Origin of the sequence: Staphylococcus caprae, assembly GCF_002902725.1 — a bacterium.
Taxonomy (GTDB): Bacteria; Bacillota; Bacilli; order Staphylococcales; family Staphylococcaceae; genus Staphylococcus; species Staphylococcus caprae.
Genome location: NZ_PPRT01000018.1, coordinates 1 through 16,714, shown reverse-complemented (window position 1 = coordinate 16,714; position 16,714 = coordinate 1). Strand labels below are relative to the sequence as shown.

General features: G+C 32.4%; 17 protein-coding genes. 6 read left to right on the top strand and 11 right to left on the bottom strand.

Going from position 1 to position 16,714, the window contains the following annotated elements:
- Positions 1-145 precede the first annotated feature (145 nt).
- Entirely contained in the window at positions 146-754 is a 609-nt protein-coding gene (locus CD155_RS03655) for a DNA-3-methyladenine glycosylase (protein ID WP_103212538.1), read from the top strand.
- Between the two features lie 93 nt (positions 755-847).
- On the opposite strand, the gene CD155_RS03650 is transcribed toward CD155_RS03655, so the two are convergent.
- From CD155_RS03650 to CD155_RS03640, 3 genes are read right to left on the bottom strand one after another with little or no spacing between them, the layout of a single operon-like run.
- Positions 848-1,651 (bottom strand): DUF4097 family beta strand repeat-containing protein, encoded by an 804-nt coding sequence (locus tag CD155_RS03650; protein WP_103212537.1) that lies wholly within the window; start codon positions 1,649-1,651, stop codon positions 848-850.
- Positions 1,648-2,208 (bottom strand): DUF1700 domain-containing protein, encoded by a 561-nt coding sequence (locus CD155_RS03645; RefSeq protein ID WP_103212536.1) that lies wholly within the window; start codon positions 2,206-2,208, stop codon positions 1,648-1,650. The genes CD155_RS03650 and CD155_RS03645 overlap by 4 nt, the downstream gene beginning before the upstream one ends.
- The gene (locus CD155_RS03640; protein WP_070871842.1) at positions 2,201-2,524 is read right to left on the bottom strand and encodes a PadR family transcriptional regulator; all 324 of its coding nucleotides are present in this window, start codon (positions 2,522-2,524) and stop codon (positions 2,201-2,203) included. Before CD155_RS03640 ends, CD155_RS03645 begins: the two co-directional genes overlap by 8 nt.
- Positions 2,525-2,853: 329 nt before the next feature.
- Here CD155_RS03640 and gltS point away from each other — a divergent pair, with 329 nt between their 5' ends.
- Positions 2,854-4,062 (top strand): sodium/glutamate symporter, encoded by a 1,209-nt coding sequence (gene gltS, locus CD155_RS03635; RefSeq protein WP_070830281.1) that lies wholly within the window; start codon positions 2,854-2,856, stop codon positions 4,060-4,062.
- Positions 4,063-4,320: 258 nt separating this feature from the next.
- Here the strand turns inward: gltS and fni are convergent, their stop codons facing one another.
- Both fni and corA read right to left on the bottom strand, forming a co-directional pair.
- Positions 4,321-5,370, bottom strand: coding sequence for a type 2 isopentenyl-diphosphate Delta-isomerase (fni, locus tag CD155_RS03630; protein WP_103212535.1), 1,050 nt, complete (start codon positions 5,368-5,370; stop codon positions 4,321-4,323).
- Between the two features lie 46 nt (positions 5,371-5,416).
- Entirely contained in the window at positions 5,417-6,364 is a 948-nt protein-coding gene (corA, locus tag CD155_RS03625) for a magnesium/cobalt transporter CorA (protein ID WP_070871840.1), read from the bottom strand.
- A 110-nt stretch (positions 6,365-6,474) separates the two neighbouring features.
- On the opposite strand from corA, the gene CD155_RS03620 reads away from it, so the two are divergent.
- Together CD155_RS03620 and CD155_RS03615 are read left to right on the top strand one after the other, a co-directional pair.
- A complete protein-coding gene (locus tag CD155_RS03620; RefSeq protein WP_103212534.1) occupies positions 6,475-6,951 on the top strand; it encodes a thioesterase family protein in 477 nt (158 codons plus the stop codon).
- 2 nt (positions 6,952-6,953) lie between these two features.
- Positions 6,954-7,346, top strand: coding sequence for a hypothetical protein (locus CD155_RS03615; RefSeq protein ID WP_070871838.1), 393 nt, complete (start codon positions 6,954-6,956; stop codon positions 7,344-7,346).
- Positions 7,347-7,395: 49 nt separating this feature from the next.
- On the opposite strand, the gene CD155_RS03610 is transcribed toward CD155_RS03615, so the two are convergent.
- The gene (locus tag CD155_RS03610; RefSeq protein ID WP_103212533.1) at positions 7,396-8,295 is read right to left on the bottom strand and encodes an alpha/beta hydrolase fold domain-containing protein; all 900 of its coding nucleotides are present in this window, start codon (positions 8,293-8,295) and stop codon (positions 7,396-7,398) included.
- Positions 8,296-8,516: 221 nt separating this feature from the next.
- Between CD155_RS03610 and CD155_RS03605 the strand changes: the two genes are divergently transcribed.
- A complete protein-coding gene (locus CD155_RS03605) occupies positions 8,517-9,155 on the top strand; it encodes a hypothetical protein (protein ID WP_103212532.1) in 639 nt (212 codons plus the stop codon).
- 330 nt (positions 9,156-9,485) lie between these two features.
- Here the strand turns inward: CD155_RS03605 and CD155_RS03600 are convergent, their stop codons facing one another.
- Complete coding sequence (locus CD155_RS03600) at positions 9,486-11,540, bottom strand: DHA2 family efflux MFS transporter permease subunit (protein WP_103212531.1); 2,055 nt, start codon at positions 11,538-11,540, stop codon at positions 9,486-9,488.
- Positions 11,541-11,552: 12 nt separating this feature from the next.
- Complete coding sequence (locus tag CD155_RS03595) at positions 11,553-12,200, bottom strand: HlyD family secretion protein (protein WP_002443955.1); 648 nt, start codon at positions 12,198-12,200, stop codon at positions 11,553-11,555.
- 140 nt (positions 12,201-12,340) lie between these two features.
- On the opposite strand from CD155_RS03595, the gene CD155_RS03590 reads away from it, so the two are divergent.
- On the top strand, positions 12,341-12,892 hold the full coding sequence (locus CD155_RS03590) for a TetR/AcrR family transcriptional regulator (RefSeq protein ID WP_002443957.1): 552 nt from the start codon (positions 12,341-12,343) through the stop codon (positions 12,890-12,892).
- 83 nt (positions 12,893-12,975) lie between these two features.
- Here CD155_RS03590 and tcaB read toward each other — a convergent pair whose 3' ends face one another.
- From tcaB to tcaR, 3 genes are all read right to left on the bottom strand, one after another.
- Positions 12,976-14,226 (bottom strand): putative multidrug effflux MFS transporter TcaB, encoded by a 1,251-nt coding sequence (tcaB, locus tag CD155_RS03585; protein WP_103212539.1) that lies wholly within the window; start codon positions 14,224-14,226, stop codon positions 12,976-12,978.
- 303 nt (positions 14,227-14,529) lie between these two features.
- On the bottom strand, positions 14,530-15,921 hold the full coding sequence (gene tcaA, locus CD155_RS03580) for a membrane-associated protein TcaA (RefSeq protein ID WP_103212530.1): 1,392 nt from the start codon (positions 15,919-15,921) through the stop codon (positions 14,530-14,532).
- Positions 15,922-16,204: 283 nt separating this feature from the next.
- Entirely contained in the window at positions 16,205-16,660 is a 456-nt protein-coding gene (gene tcaR / locus CD155_RS03575; protein ID WP_103212529.1) for a MarR family transcriptional regulator TcaR, read from the bottom strand.
- Between the last annotated feature and the right edge of the window lie 54 nt (positions 16,661-16,714).

Genomic DNA, 16,714 nt, shown 5'->3' with positions numbered 1-16,714 from the left:
AAATTAAAAAAGAGTGAACTATAGTAGAAACTTGTATATTGAGTATATCAAAACATTTCTTTAATAAAAATGTATATTTTAAATTTTAATTCTCAATTCAAATTTTCTATAAAGTATTCTTATTATATTTTAAGGTGAGATGATTGTGGACTTTATCAATAAAGCAACAACACAAACTGCTAAAGATTTATTAGGCGTTAAAATCATATATCAAGATGACAATCAATACTACTCTGGCTATATTGTGGAAACTGAGGCTTATTTAGGTTTCAATGACAAAGCCGCACATGGTTACGGTGGTAAACAAACGCCTAAAGTAACGTCTCTTTATAAAACGGGAGGAACGATTTACGCACATGTGATGCATACCCACTTACTCATCAATTTTGTCACACGTACACAAGGCGTTCCAGAAGGCGTATTAATTCGTGCCATTGAACCAGAAGATGGTATAGAAGCGATGAAAATGAATCGTGGTAAAACAGGTTATGAAATAACGAACGGCCCAGGAAAATGGACAAAAGCATTGAATATCCCTAGAGCTATAGATGGTTCAACGCTGAATGATTGTCGCCTTTCCATCGATATTAAAAATAGAAAATATCCTAAAGAAATAGTAGAAAGTGGAAGAATTGGTATTCCTAATAAAGGAGAATGGACACACAAGCCACTTCGTTATACTGTTAAAGGCAATCCATATGTATCACGCATGCGTAAATCTGACTTTCAAAATCCTGATGACACATGGAAATAAAAGTAAAGCGAGGCGCTCATGATATGCACCCCTTAAAGTTAGATGTTTTAGTCCAACTTTTGGGGTTCAGTACAGAGCTTCCTCGCTTATTTATTATTTAATATCGATATCTCCTGAATCGTTATTTAATTGAATCAAATTTTTGCCCTTACCTATTTTTTTATGTTTTAAGAATTGATTATCAATATTTGTATCTCCTGAATCATTGTGAATTTCAAATCTACTATTTTTAGGGTCATGTTTATAATTAAGATCAATATCTCCTGAATCATTTTTCACTTGAGTTAAAACGTCTGGATGCATATCTTTCATGATAATGTCTCCTGAATCATTGTATAAATTTACTTTTTTCAATCCAACATCTTCAGTTTCAATATCTCCTGAATCGTTATAAGTTGTAAGATGATGATAATTGCCACGTTTAACTAAAATATCAGAGGAATCTGCTTTATACTCAGCACTCTGTGCTTTAATATCACTAACTTTTAAATCACCCACATCAGTTTTAACACGGAGACTATCTAATTGAGTTGGTACGGTAATCGTTATATGATTCTCATCATTATTTTGAGGTCTAAAGTTGATGTGAGAACCTTTTGTATGATCCTTAATCGTCCACGTTTTATTTTTTACAGTACTATCAACTTTAATATTTTTATCGTCTCCTCTTGATTTAATCGTAAAATGACTACCCTTTTTGATTGTAACGTCACTCTCCTTAGCATTAATATCAATGGACTTAATATCTTGTTTATAGATTTTTGAAAGATTCGTTGTTACTTTTTCATTATATTGGTTATCTTTAGAAAGCTTTTCCCCTTGAGCATATATACCAATTCCACAAATCACTGTCATCGCAAAGCCTACAATAAATAATGTAATAAGGAATTTCTTCAAGCTTGAACACTTCCTTTCACAATGGATACGTTCCATTTAAGATATTTAACAGTTAAAATATAGACCCATTTGATAATATAAAATGTTATTGTTACAAGCATGAGACCAATGCCAAGCATAAGGCCTGCCATGAAGACATCGTATAAAATAATTGAGTTGAAACCATCTAAACATCCTTTAACAATTAACATGATAGGTGCGGCTAAAGCAGAAATGGTAAAAACGATGAGCGTAAAGATAAAGAAGAATAACATCACAGCAGGTACTAAAATGACAAAAAAGTTAAGAATACTTAACCCCATTACGGCTATAATCGCTGATGTGATATTATTCACCGTACTTTTATTGTGAGCCCTTTCCACAGCAGCAGTGGCATTCAATTCTTTCGCAATCAGTTTGGGGTACCCTAATTCGTGCGCGATTTGTTCTTCGGATTTCCCTTCTTGTTTACCACTATAGAAATGCGTTTCATACTCATTTAAAATATCGTCTTTTTCATTCGAGTCTATGTGCTTTAAATGACTTTTAAGTATTTTTAAATAAGAATCTTTATTCACTCGTTTCACTCTCCTCTATAAATTGATTCACTGCTTTCGAAAATAAATCCCATTCATTTTTAAGTAGATTTAAACGTTCTTCTCCCTGATCTGTTAAGCTATAGTACTTACGTGCAGGTCCTTCTGTAGAGGGCTGATAGTATGTGGAAAGTTCCCCACTTTTAACTAAACGCCTCAATAAAGGATAAACTGTACCCTCAGCAATCGTCATATAACGAGAAATATTTTGTACTAATGAGTATCCATACTGGTCTTCTCTTTTTACAATAAGTAAAACAATTAATTCTAAGGCGCCCTTTTTAAATTGAGTATTCATGTATCTACCTCCTATGCATCACCCACTACTAAACTATACACAGTAGCTGTTAATAACAATATAGCATTCACTACTGTACATTGCAAGGTACTGTTTATAAACATTATGCAAATTTGTTGAACCTATATTAATTTATTGTTAACTCGGAATATAATTTAAATTAATATTTTCAGAATTTTAGATATATATAATTAATATTAATTGAATATCTAGATTTATTTTAAATACGCGTGTATAATGGTTAACATGGCCATTTTTATAACGCTTACATAATTATATAGATTAAGTATTAAACATAGGTTTTGGGACTACTTCTAAGGGGGCATTTTATGATAGAGTTAGATGCAATCACAACCTTGTGTTTAGCATGTGTTCTATATTTAATCGGACAATCAATTGTTAATCATGTATCGATATTAAAGAGAATTTGTATACCTGCGCCAGTGATTGGCGGATTACTTTTTTCAATTCTCGTAGCCATACTCGATTCTTTACATATTATTAAAATCAAACTTGATGCATCATTTATTCAGGATTTCTTTATGTTAGCCTTTTTCACAACAATTGGTTTAGGTGCATCATTTAAGTTATTTAAAATTGGCGGAAAGGTCATGTTACTTTATTTCATGTTCTGTGGAATTATGGCCTTTTGTCAAAATATTATAGGTGTTTCATTAGCCAAAGTTTTAAATATTCAACCACTATTAGGTTTAACTGCTGGATCAATGTCAATGGAAGGTGGTCACGGTAACGCTGCTGCATATGGTAAAACAATTCAAGATATGGGTATTGACTCAGCCGTCACTGCTGCACTCGCTGCCGCTACATTAGGACTTGTATTTGGTGGTCTAATCGGTGGACCCGTCGTCAAATTTTTAATTAAACGTTATAACCTAAAACCTGAACATCGTGATGAGTCATTTAAAAATTATGGCGAAGTTGAATATAACAAAACGCTACATAATAAATTCAAACCTACTCAAATCTTTTTCATACAGTTTACAATCTTAGTATTTTGTATGGCATTAGGTACTTATATTGGAAATACTTTTACTGATTTAACAGGTGTAAATATTCCAATGTATGTAGGTTCCATGTTTGTAGCTGTAATTATTCGAAATGTCTCAGAACTCTCTGGATGGAATATTGTAGACTTAAAAATTAATGATCAAATCGGGGATATCTCCCTAGGTATCTTCCTATCATTAGCTTTGATGAGTATTCAACTAACTGAAATATACTCACTTGCGATTCCACTTCTGATTATCGTTCTGATACAAGTGGTATTTATGGTCTTATTCTCTATTTTTGTTTTATTTAGAGGTCTTGGTAAAGACTATGATGCCGCAGTAATGGTAGGCGGATTCATTGGTCATGGTTTAGGTGCCACACCAAACGCAATGGCTAATTTAGATGTTATAACTAAAAAGTATGGTAGCTCACCAAAAGCATACTTAGTTGTACCGATCGTAGGTGCTTTCTTAATCGATTTAATTGGCGTTATCATTGTGATGGGCTTCATACAGTTCTTTAGTTAGATACAATATTTACATCAATTATTAGAAAAGAGACTGGGACATATTAAATATCTCAGTCTCTTTTAACATATTGACAGTAGATGTCTGGATTGAAAGCGCGCTTTCATCAAGCTTCTCTCAATCCTAGCCATCCTTGCCGGCGGGGCCCCAACATAGAGAATTTCTTAAAAAGAAATTCTGCAAACAATGCAAGTTGGGAGAGGGAAAACGAAATTAATTTTGTTAAATTATATTTCTGTCCCGCTCCCTTTTTATTTATCATCCTCTATGAATATCTAGACTACGTTGCTCAATCCATGAAATTAATTCCGGACTAAATACGATATCCTTATGTCTCAATGCTTCAATATCTTTTGCATCTAACATCGTCATAATTTTCTTCATATGGTCTAAGAATGATTCTACATATTCAATTGTATTCGTAATTCCTGTTTGCTCCACTTGATTTAAGAATGGTCTCGACATACCAACTGCTTTAGCACCTAAAGCTAAGCTTTTCACGGCGTCTAATGGTGTTCGCAAGCCTCCACTTGCAAAGACATTCAACTTATCCTGATAATCTGTACTTTCAAGTAAAGATTCTACTGTTGATTGTCCCCATTGTGTTAAATAATTCATATCTTTGTTTGTGCGACGTTCATTTTCAATATCAACAAAGTTTGTACCACCACGACCACTTACATCTACATATTGAACGCCGATTTCAACTAATGATTTAAAGGTCTCTTTACTCATTCCGAAGCCAACTTCTTTAACAATAACCGGTACATTCACACGTTTCACAATGGATTCAAGATTGTCCATCCATGTTGAAAACTCACGATTACCTTCTGGCATAACTAATTCTTGAGGAGAGTTTACATGAACTTGTAACGCTTGAGCTTCAAGTAAATCAACTGCTTGGACAGCCTTCTCTACAGGTACATCTGCGCCAACATTACTAAATATCATTCCCTCAGGATTGATTTGTCTTGCAATACTGAATGATTCAGCCATTTTAGGATTTCTTAAAGCGGCATGGGTAGAGCCTACTGCCATAGCTAAACCTGTTTCTCTGGCTACAATAGCTAACTTTTCATTAATTTGTTTCGTCCACTCACTGCCTCCAGTCATCGCATTAATATAAACTGGAAATTGCATATCGAAATGAGATGTATGACTCGTTAAATCGACCTGATTGACATCAATATTAGGTATTGAATGATGAACGAATCTCAATTTATCGAAATCAGATTGTGGTGCATCAGTTTGTGACATTGCAATTTCTACATGTTCATTTTTTCTTTGTTCTCTCAGTGAATCACTCATTGAAATACCATCCTTTGTTAAAGTTCATAATATGATTGTTCCTCTTTTAGAACCATTTTTTCCTTTTGAAAAAGATTATTAAAATAATTGTTATCACGAGCATGACGCCTAGACAAACAAAATAGGCATAATGCCATTTTAATTCAGGCATGTAATCAAAGTTCATACCGTATACACCAGCTATAAAAGTTAACGGAGAGAAAATAACTGATACTAGTGTTAAAATTTGCATAATGCTATTCATTCTAAATGAAGTAAATGACTCATAGTTTTCACGTATTTCATTTGTCATCTCTTGCGCTGTTCTAATGACACTTCGTTGTTTGATCAAATGATCGTCGATATGTTGAATATACATTGAGTGCTTAGCATCTTTAATGATATTGCCTTCACTTTTAATCGTATCAACCACTTCTTGCATCGGAAACATGACACGCTTAATTTTAATCAAATCAGAACGTAATTGAAAGACATTTTCCATCACACTTTTACTATACCGATCATCAACATGTCGTGCTTCGAAATTATAAACTTTATCCTCGATGCCATATACGAAATCAAAGTATTTATCCACCATACTATCTAGTATATGTATTACTATATCTGCGCAGTCCAAATCAGCATCATGATTTTCAGCATTATATTTAGCTACTCTCTTCAATGATCTAAAGGGCTTATGATGATACGTTACAAGAATTTTATCCTGTAAAAAAACGTTAAGCGCAATTGGAGAGTAATCTGAGTCTATAATACTATGGAATATCATATACTGATATGCTTTATATTCCTTATACTTCACGCGAGGTATACCAGTAATGGCATCATCAATTTCTAAATAGTTGAAATTAAAGTTATTTCTGAGAAAATCATTCTCCCGTTCTGTAGCATTTTCAAAATCATACCAAACAATTGTCGCATCTTTAGGAACATCCCGAACATTTGCTACTTCCGTAAGAGGTTGTGTTAATGATTGATATCTTACGGTTAAGGTCATTTTACTTCCCCCTCTTGTTATCTCTGTTACATTTTATCATGAATTTAATTACGTGTATGTGTTAATTTTATCTAGTAAGATAGTGTTAGGTATAATGGGAGGAAAAAGAGATGTCTCACACATTCAAGGTTACCCGAAATGTAACCGAAGATTTAATTGATAATAACAATCATATGCATGATGCGTATTACAATATGATATTTAGTGAAGTGGTTAATGAATTTAACTATAGTCATGGCTTATATCTTGAAGAAAGAGAAGCAAGCCAATATACCGTTTTTACTATTGAGGAACATACAACGTATTTAGCAGAATTGTCATTAGGTCAAACATTCATAGTTGAATTATACCTTTATGATTATGATTATAAACGTACGCATTTCTTTTTAAGAATGCTACATGAAAATGGTACCGTTGCAGCTACAAATGAAGTCATGATGATGGGCATTGATACAAAGCAACGTCGTTCTGCGGCATTTCCTGAGAAATATATGAATTTCATTAAAGCATATGAATCAGAGCAAGAAAAAATAGAATGGCCAAAACAACTGGGACATCGAATTGGTATCCCTAAAAAAGGAGAATAAATATGCCTACACGTCAACGCATTAAAAGTGAACTTATAGATTTAAAAGATGATGTTAAATTTGAATTGAGTGAATTAAATAATCAAAAAGAATTGGTTATCAATGGACCGGCGTCTCAACTCGTCAAGCGTGCAATTCATATGAGCTACTTACAAGGGCAAAAGTTTGCGATTGATGAGATTTCAACGTTAATTGAGGAAAATCATATCGATGAAGAATTTCTCATTCAATATAATAATTATGAAAAGCACGTGAGAGATCAAAATCTAGAAAAGAAATTTACTTTTAGTAATTTTACTGATATACCACATCAATTTGATGAATTCATCGCTTCATTTTATTACTTAAAAGGCCAAAACTTTGTAGTAACTCATATCAATTCAATGATTGAATAGGATAATGAATAAGGACTTTGGAAGTTTGAACCACCTCCAAAGTCCTATTTTATTGTTGTATTGCTTTTGTAATTTGTTTAATGACTTTATGCGATTGTCTAATAGGATAAATCGGGAAATCATGAACCATTTTAGGATACTCTTTAAAATCAACGTACTGCCCATTGTCTTCTAATAAATGCGCAAACAACTTCATGTCCGGATTTCCAATTTCCTTACCACCACCATACATATATACAGGAGGTAGACCTTTTAGTTCTCCATACAATGGAGAAACACGCTTATCAGTTAGTGGCAAGCCATTAGACCATGCTTTCATCAACTCATTAACCCCAAATCGACTCACTAAGATATCTTTGTCTTCTAATTCTTCAGTAATATCTTTATTTGATAATGTGGCATCTAATAAAGGTGATATTAAGAATAGTTTACTCGGTACAGGTTGCTGTTCTTCAACCAAGGATTGAACGAAACGCAACGCTAATCCTCCACCAGAACCATCTCCCATAATCACAATATGCTCATTACCTACTTCAGAAACTAATTCATCGTATACTTTTTTGATAGCTTGATAGGTATCTTCAAGATGATATTCCGGCGCTTTTGGATAGATTGGTAATACGACTTCGTTTAATGTATTGAGAGCCAATTTATCCAATAATCTCCAATGAAACGGTGACGGTTGCAATGTGTTATATCCACCATGGAGATATAAGATTTTATGTTTAGCTTCATGTCTAAAATTAAATCTAAACACTTGCATATCTCCTAGAGATAATTTATCAAGATTAGATTTTACATTTAATGTAGACGGTTGTTTATGCTTTTTACTATTTTCAGTTCTTCTTTTCTCTAAAAATTGTTCTATTTCTTCATCACTGTTAAAGAAAATAGATCTGTTATGAAGTATATATTTATTAACGACTCTATTCATTAAATAGTTTTTCATAGCGTGACCAACCTGCCCCTTTTCAAATTTTAAATTTAGAAAACAATTTGCTTAAATCTGTATATTCGTTTTCTTAAAAAAGATATAATAATACATATATCAATTGCATCTTTAAATAATGATGTCTATTACTGATAGTGATACTTGAATAAAGCCAATTATAACAGACATTATATTAAAAAGATAAAAATAGAAAAAATGTGATTGAAGGAGGCATCATAGTGACTGAAGCAAATCAAAATCCAAGGGATTTCAATTCACAATTTCGTAATCAAGAAATGCATCGCGGTAAAAAATATGGAAAGAAAAAACGTTCTTGGGTAAGTATCGTTATTCATATTATTGTATTAGTTTTAACTGCTATTACAGGATATAGTATGTTAAAACAACCTATTTTTAATATAGTCTTCGCTAATCAAAAGATTAATTTTCATGAAATACGAAATTTCCAAGGTACTGTTACTAAAATTGGAAATTTAGATATTAATTTAGGTGATATGAATGATTTACAACATTCAATAGATAACCTTATTTTAGTTTTTAATATTTTCTTTGTGTTATGTCTCATTAGTATGTTTATAACTGTGATTACTATCATTCTTAATCGAACATTATTAAAAATTTTTAATATCATTATTTTAGCGGTAATGCTTTTTATTACTATGTATTTCAGTTATATCATTCATACAATTGCTCAAAATATTTCAGAGTCTCTTAAGAAATATTATTTAAGTGTTTCACCAGATCAAGTGATTACGGAAGCTGATGCAATTCATAATGGATTAATTCTACTTGCTTGTAGTATTGCGTTATTATTTATTAGTTTATTCTTCCGTAACCGTCTAGCTCGTATACGATAAATTGAAGGCCTATCAATCACTCTTAACTGAGTCATCGATAGGCCTTTTTAATATGGTTCGCCTGCGCTTTTTGCGCATGCATAATAGTCTAGAAAATATTAAATATATCAGTCTCATTTAACATATTGGCAGTAGATGTCTGAATTGAGAGTGCACTTGAATCAAGCTTCTCTCAATCCTAGCCATCCTTGCCGGGTCGGGACAACGAAAATAATTTTGCTAAATTATATTTCTGTCCCGCTCCCAAAAAAGAATCGATAACGACGGAACGTTACCGATTCTTCAAAAATCGTGCCCCCACAACACAATTTTTTATCTCTTAATTAATATTTACTCTTGGTGAGCTGCTTTATCTTCAGCATTTGCTTTTTCAGCAGATGCTTGTGCTTTTTTCTTACTTTGTAAGAATAAGCTTAAGATTAAGGCAATGGCACTAATCACAGTTGCAATGATAAATGCATCGTTAACACCTTCTACAGATGCAAGTTTATTAATATGTTCTAATAACACTTTTAATGCGCCTGATTCGCCACCATATTGTTGTGCTAATTCACGCATATGATCTTGAATGACAGGATTTGTTTTATCTAATTCATCGCCAAATGCTGCAACATGATTAGTTTGTTGAGTCGTCATTACAGTCACCAATATCGCTGTACCAATTGATCCAGCTAATTGTCTCATCGTATTAACAAAAGCATTACCATGAGAAATTAAACGACCAGGTAATGCATTCATACCTGCTGTCATAATAGGCATCATGATAAATGCCATACCGAATGAACGTAATACATAGATACCCATAATATGAAGATAAGGTGTGTCCATGTTTAATTTACTTAGTTCCCAAGTTGCATAAGTCATAATACCAATCCCAAAGATGGCTAATGGTTTAATACCAATTGTATCTAATAACTTACCTGCAACAGGCCCTAAAGCACCCATAACTAAAGCACCAGGAAGCATAAGTAAACCTGAATCGAGTGCTGAGAAACCTCTTAAATTTTGTAAATATAATGGAAGTAAAATCATACCACCATATAAACTCATCATAACAATCATATTGATAACTGTTGTAAGTGTATATGTTGGATATTTTGATACTTCAAGGTTTAACATTGGTGCCTTCATTCTTAACTCTCTAATAACGAATAAGATAATGAAGATTGTACCAATAATAAACATTGTCACGATTTCAGTTGAACCCCAACCTTTATTACCAGCTTCAGAGAAACCGTATAATAAAGCACCGAAACCGATTGTACTATATATAATACCAGGAATATCAGCTTTTGGATTTGTCGTACGTTGGTAAAGTTTAAACCAGAACATACCAATTACAATTGCGACTAATCCGATAAAGAACATACCATAGAACATAATGTTCCAATGATAATTTTGAACGATATAACCTGATAAAGTAGGTCCAATAGCTGGAGCTAGAATCATTGCGATACCCATTGTCCCCATTGCGACACCACGTTTTTCAGGTGGGAAAATCGTTACAATAACGTTAGAACCTAATGGCATTAAGATACCTGCGCCAATCGCTTGTAGTACACGACCACCCATCATAATTGGGAAGTTAAATGAAATCGCACAGATAAGTGAACCAATTGTAAATAATGCTAAACCTACAATAAATAATTTTCTATAAGAATATTTATTAAATAAGAATGCACTGATTGGAATCAAAATACCATTCACTAACATGAATCCTGTCATCAACCATTGTCCAGTTGAAGCAGAAATATTAAATTCCGTATTAATTTTAGGCAAAGCAACGTTTAATAATGTTTGGTTCAAAATCGCAATGAACATACCAAATAACATTGCTGCTAAAATTTTACCTCTTGAAATACCTTTACCGAAAATGAAGTTAGATTCTTGTTTTTTAATCTTTTCATTGACTCTACCCTCTTCTGAGTTAGGGTCAATTGGATTTAAAACTTCATCTGATTCTTCATTAGGTTGTTCAGTATTATCTTTTTGATGATCTTGTTTCTCATCATTCGCTTGATCTTCGTGTTGATCTGAGCGACGTAGAGAACCAGGATATGCATCATATTTGCTATTTGCATTAGTAGCTTTAGAAGATGTTTGATCTCCCTCATTAGTAGTTTCGAAGTGATGTTTTCTTTTATCATCTTCGATATTATCAGAATGATTTCTGATTTGACTTGAAGCATTGTTAGACTCAGATTGTTTATCTAGATCACTTGCTTTAAATTTAGATTGATAACTTTGATTCTCAGAATCCTTAGTCGAACGTTGTTCCACTTTTTGATCTTTAGCTTTTTTTCTTGATTTTGAAAAAAGTACGTTAATTAGACCAATAAGTATGAGCGCTATAACAATATAAACAATAATGAAGGTCGTTGTCATGAAATGACCCCCTTAATTTTTATGGATTTTAACTTCAGCGTTCATACCTGGAACAACATTTTTAGATGGTTCAGAATCTAGAGAAATTTTAACTGGTACGACTTGTGACACTTTAGTGTAGTTACCGTCACTGTTAGATGAAGGCATTAATGAGAAACTAGCTGCAGTTGCTTTTCCAACTTGTTCTACTTTACCTTTAATAGAAGCTTTTTGACCATCGATATCGATGTCTACATCGTTTCCTTTTTCTACATCAGAAATGTCTTTTTCATCAACGTTTGCAGTAATGTATAAATCATCTAAATTATATGCGTAAGCGATTGGGTTACCAGCTTGAGCCATTGAACCTTCCATGCCGTCAGTTTTAACGATTGTACCGTTTTGAGGCATTTTGATGCTCATATCTTTAGATTGACCACCTTCGCCTTGAGCTGAAACTTCAGCTACTTTATCACCTTTATCAAGTTTATCTCCTTGTTTCACATCTAGAGATTTAATTTCTCCTGAAGCTGGGCTAGAGATTTTGATTTGATCTCCGTCTACTTTTGCATTGTCTGTAGTTACATAGCTTGTTGCATTATTCCAGAACCAGAAACCTAGAACACCTATTACTACAAGAACAATGATAGTAATGACATTCACTAATACCATTTTCTTCATGAATATATCCTCCTATTTGCTTTTAAAATTCACTTTATCTATTATAGAGATGTGTCACTAAAAAAAACACCAACATTTTTCACAATTGTGTTGGTTAGCATATTATATAAAAATATTATTCAGATTGATCAGGTGAAACAATGAAACAACGTGCGAAATATAAAATAATAAAAAGCCTTATTGAATTGATTGAAGAATACCCTTTTGAGGAAATCACAATCAAAATGATATGTGCTTATAGTGGTGTAAATCGTTCGACATTTTATGATCATTTTCAAGATAAATATCATTTATTAGAGAAAATTCAAAACTATCATTTAAATAAATATAAGGCTATATTGAATTCATTCTATAAAGATTTTCATAATATCAAGCAAGATCAAAAAAAATTATATAAATTTTTCTTACTCGTTGCGCGATATATTAAGCGTAAAGAAGCATTTTATAAAGCAACACTCATTATTCATCCTAATAAGGAAATTGCCCTTGATTATATTAATGAAACAAAGCGATGCTATGAAAAAGTAATGGATAGATATGAAACAACCATTCAGAATAAGCGTATGTTTGTAATTTATTCTGTTGGTGGTCAAGCTGGCATACTTTTTGATTGGTTACGTCATGGTTGCAAAGAATCACCTGAAGACGTCGCTAGCGTCTTACTCGCAAATACAATTAAACTACAACGATAAAATAATAAAAGCTAAACCTAAAATGAAATTCCCCTCTTCAAAGTACGACTTTCTAACAAGCACTTTGAAGAAGGAACTCAACATCATTGATTAGGTTTAGCTTTTTTAAATACTTTCATATTTAATAATTGTAAAATGATTAAAATAATCGCTGTAATGACGATAATCATGATATACGGAGTAGGATCATTTTCACCTTTAATACCAACTAAAGGAGACATTAAACCACCAAGAAGCGTTTGAAATAATCCTAATAAACTAGATGAACTCCCTTTACCACTCTTACTTTCATCCATCGCAATTGAGAAGCCTAGTGTGGCAACACCCGTGACAGGTGCAACGAGTATAATGAAACCGATGGCTAATAACCAGAAATTCAAATGATTGATCAATATCAGCGAAACAAGTATCACACCTACAATTTGAATAGCCGTCATGATTCTAAGTAGTTGTTGACTATCCATATAATCTACTAACTTACCTGTCAGTTGACTTGAGATAATCAATGTTATGCCAATAAACGCGAACATGATACTAAATTGGAATGGAGATAAACCATAAATCTTCTGTACGATAAATGGAGATGCTGAAATATAAGTAAATAATAATATAAATGACACGCCCTGTATCAACATAGGTAGAACAAATCGTGGTGTGCCAAATAAATCTTTGAAATTTTTAAACATTGTTCCAATATTGCTATTGGCGCGGTGTTCATTTTCAAGAGATTCTGGAACTTTAAATAAAATACCTACGAACATGAGTAATCCAAATACAGTCAAAATGATAAAAACCATACGCCAAGTGGCAAAACTTAAGATTATCCCACCGAGTGCTGGCGCAATCACAGGCGCAACACCATTTACAAGCATTAGTAAGGATAAAAATTTAGTTAAATCATTGCCAGAATACATATCACTTGCAATGGCTCTTGATATCACTGCTCCTGCGCCACCAGTTAATCCTTGGACCAGTCTTAGTTCAATCATAATCCAAATATTCGTAACGAAAATAATACCTAAACTCGCTAACGTAAATATTATCATTGCTATGAGGAGTGGCTTCTTACGTCCTGAAGCGTCTGAAATTGGACCTGCAAATAAGTTACCGAATGCTAAACCGACCATAAAGAGTGAAATCGTTAATTGTGCATTCGATGCTGTTGTATCAAAATCATTTTTAATATTAGGCAAACCTGGTAAAAACATATCAATCGATAAGGGTCCTATAGCAGTGAGTGCCCCTAAAATGACAATAAATAGTATAGATTTATGATACGTTGAGCGAGAATTTTCCAATATTAACTCCCCTTTTTTATTTTCTAAAGCGAACATACATTTAAATTTCATAAACGTGTTCCGATAATTACTAATATTACTAAATGGTAGCAATAGGGAGTGGGACAGAAATATAATTTAGCAAAATTATTTTCATCGTCCCTCACCCAACTTTCATTGTTTGTAGAATTTCTTAAAAAGAAATTCTCTGTGTTGGGGCCCCGCCGGCAAGGATGGCTAGGATTAAAAGAAGCTTGATATAAGCGAACTTTTAATTCAGACATCTACTGCCAATATGTTAAAGAAAGCTGAGACAATTAATTATGTCCCAGCCTTTATTTAGACTACAAACGAACGCGCTCACTCATCGTCGTCTGCTTTTGTAAGTTGCATGTTACTGTTATCAGAATCTATTTCTAATTCATAATCTTTATTAACGTAATTTCCTGTTAAATCAATTTGTTGGATTGTGGTTTTAATCTTATCTCCACTTCTACTTGCACTCAGCACTTGAGGAGAAATCATTGATACTTTTGTTTGTGTCAGAAAATTATTTTTCATTTGTTTATAAATAGAAGAATTTTTCTTGTAATAACTTGAAATAAAATCAAAATCATTGATGTCGAAAGCTGTATTAATTGCTGTTGAATAGCCGGTAAAGAACTGAGTTAATTTGTTTTTAAGACTATTTTCCTCTTTTTCTTTCTTTTCAACATAGCTACTAATTTTATCACTTTCAAATTCTAATGTCACTTTGGTATTGTCCTTTAAATCATCAGCACTGATTGTTTTAGTTTCAGACTTAAATGTACGTCCTTTAGCTTTACCAGTCGCTGAAATCGTAATATCTTTCGTTTTAGGATATGGTCCATATTCTTTTGAGTTTGAATATGACATTTCTCGATCATTAATTTTAACTTTTTCAGAGCTATCACTTAATTTGCTCGCGCCTTTTAATTTAATATTTAAATACGCTTGATCAAAGTCTTCGGATGCTTCAATTGTCTCAGAACTACTATCTCTAAAATCGAAGTTCAATTTACCATTAAACGTTCCATTCTGTGTGGTTTTCTTAGCTGGCAATTCATAGTTACCTGGAATGAAATTACCAAGTGGGGTATTTTTGTGAGCGTCTGCGATGACTGTTTTACTTTTACCGCCTGCTTTAAATTCATACTTAGTTTTTTCTTTTGGTTTAATTATCGGTTGTTTTGTTGGAGCCGTAAAACTCATATTATCGAAGAATAAATATCTCGTTCCATTTTTACTTATTCTTAGAACATCTTGACCGCTTCTTGTTTGAATATAAGAAGCGACACTAGAATTATTTTTGTTTAATTTACTGACGGTCTCTTTGATATCACTCTTAAAGCTTTTCATGCCGACTTCACTTTTAATATATTTAATATATTCTTTCGCTTCATCCGGATCCACTTTATTATCTTTTGTACTCAACACTGTTGCAACCTTTTGCGTATCATTATTATCAACCGCATTAACTAGAATCTTAGTTTGCGCCTCTGGAGAATTAAAATTCTTTAAAAGGAAGAACAAAATGACAATAAGTATCAAAATAAAAAAGATAATTCCTAGTGGAACAATTCTACGTAATTTAAGGTTCGTAGCGTTATCATTGAATGAATGAGATGATGTTTGTTTAGCTTTATTATTTTTTGGTAGCGATTGCCCACATTTAGGACACTGATTATTATCATCACTGATTGTCTGACCACAGTTTGGGCATTGTTTCATTCTATCACCTCTATTTCTAACACTACATTCAATTCACATTCATATTATATAATTATTTTATCTACCCGTTTTATTTTACAGAGGTTAGATTAAAAATACAATTCTCATTATATGTAGTTTTCATTGTATTTTAATTAAAAGAAAGTTACATACTTATTTAAATTATATAAACAGTTCATCATCAAATAAATACTTATTTAGTCTTATCTCTTAACGATTATCTACACATACATCATTATATTCCTACGAGTGATTCTATGTATAGTCTAAATCTTCGAATAAATTAAAATTTAGAGTTGAAAGATTTGATTCGATGATCAATAATCTCAAGTACTTGTCGTACCTTTTCAATTTCTTCAGTTGAAAAGTCGCTCGTCATATCGTTAGCAATACTGCTCGTGATTGCTTTTCTTTTAGCGATATATTCTTTACCTTTTTCAGAAAGATTAACAATTTTTAAACGTTGGTCGATATTAACATCAGATTTTTCTAATTTAACTAAGTCAGCATCTAATAATTTTTTAACTCTTCTACTTACTGCCGCTTTATTTACACCTTGTTTTTCAGTAATTTGACTCACTGTTAAAGACTCATTTTTCAACATACTAAGCACATTCGATTGTTCTAATGAAATGCCATACTCATTTTGTAAATCTTTAAGTAACTTAGCTGTCAATGTATTTACATCATTAATAAATTTCTCTAAAAATACAATATGATCTTCTATTCTTCTAACCATGTAGAATCTCCTATATTATTTTATCTATTTCTATAAAAAAATTATTTTTCATAC